This window comes from Bacillus sp. Nf3, from assembly GCF_003028545.1.
Lineage (GTDB): Bacteria > Bacillota > Bacilli > Bacillales > Bacillaceae > Bacillus > Bacillus safensis.
This window is the reverse complement of sequence record NZ_PYUA01000110.1, coordinates 1-519: the sequence shown is the minus strand read 5'-3', so window position 1 is coordinate 519 and position 519 is coordinate 1. Positions and strand designations below refer to the sequence as shown.

The following is a 519-nucleotide window of genomic DNA, read 5'->3' as shown; positions in this document are numbered from 1 at the left end:
CTGGCCACCGGCACTGCGCAGCACCGCCTGCTGCGGCACCGTCAGCGCGCTGGCCGGCGCACCACGCGGCACCCTGGCACGCACATACATGCCCGGCAGCAGCTGCCGCTGCGGATTGTCGACCAGGATCCGCAGGATCACATCGCCGGTGCGCGCATCGACATTGATGCCCGAGAACAACAGCTGGCCACGCTCGGGCAATGCCTTGCCGGCCGCCCCGATGATGGTCACGGGCAGCTCGCCGCCACCGGCGGCACTGCGCTGCAGCGACTCCAGCTGTGCGGCGGGTTGGCGCACATCGACGTAGACCTGATCGATCTGCTGCACCACCGCCATCGGTTCGGCGTCGGCCACGCCGACCAGCGCACCTTCGGTGACCTGCTGCTTGTTGGCCACGCCACTGATCGGCGCGGTCACGTCGGTGTAGCCCAGGTTGATGCGCGAGGAGGTGACGGTGGCTTCGGCCTGCTTGACCGCGGCCAGCGCGGTGCGCTCGGCCGATTCGGCGTTGTCCAGGTC

The 519-nt window shown here is 69.7% G+C and carries 1 protein-coding gene; it reads right to left on the bottom strand.

The genetic code is table 11. The annotated features are described in order from the left end of the window. On the bottom strand, positions 1-519 hold a 519-nt coding region (locus C9414_RS21085), incomplete at both ends, for an efflux RND transporter periplasmic adaptor subunit (RefSeq protein ID WP_142398090.1).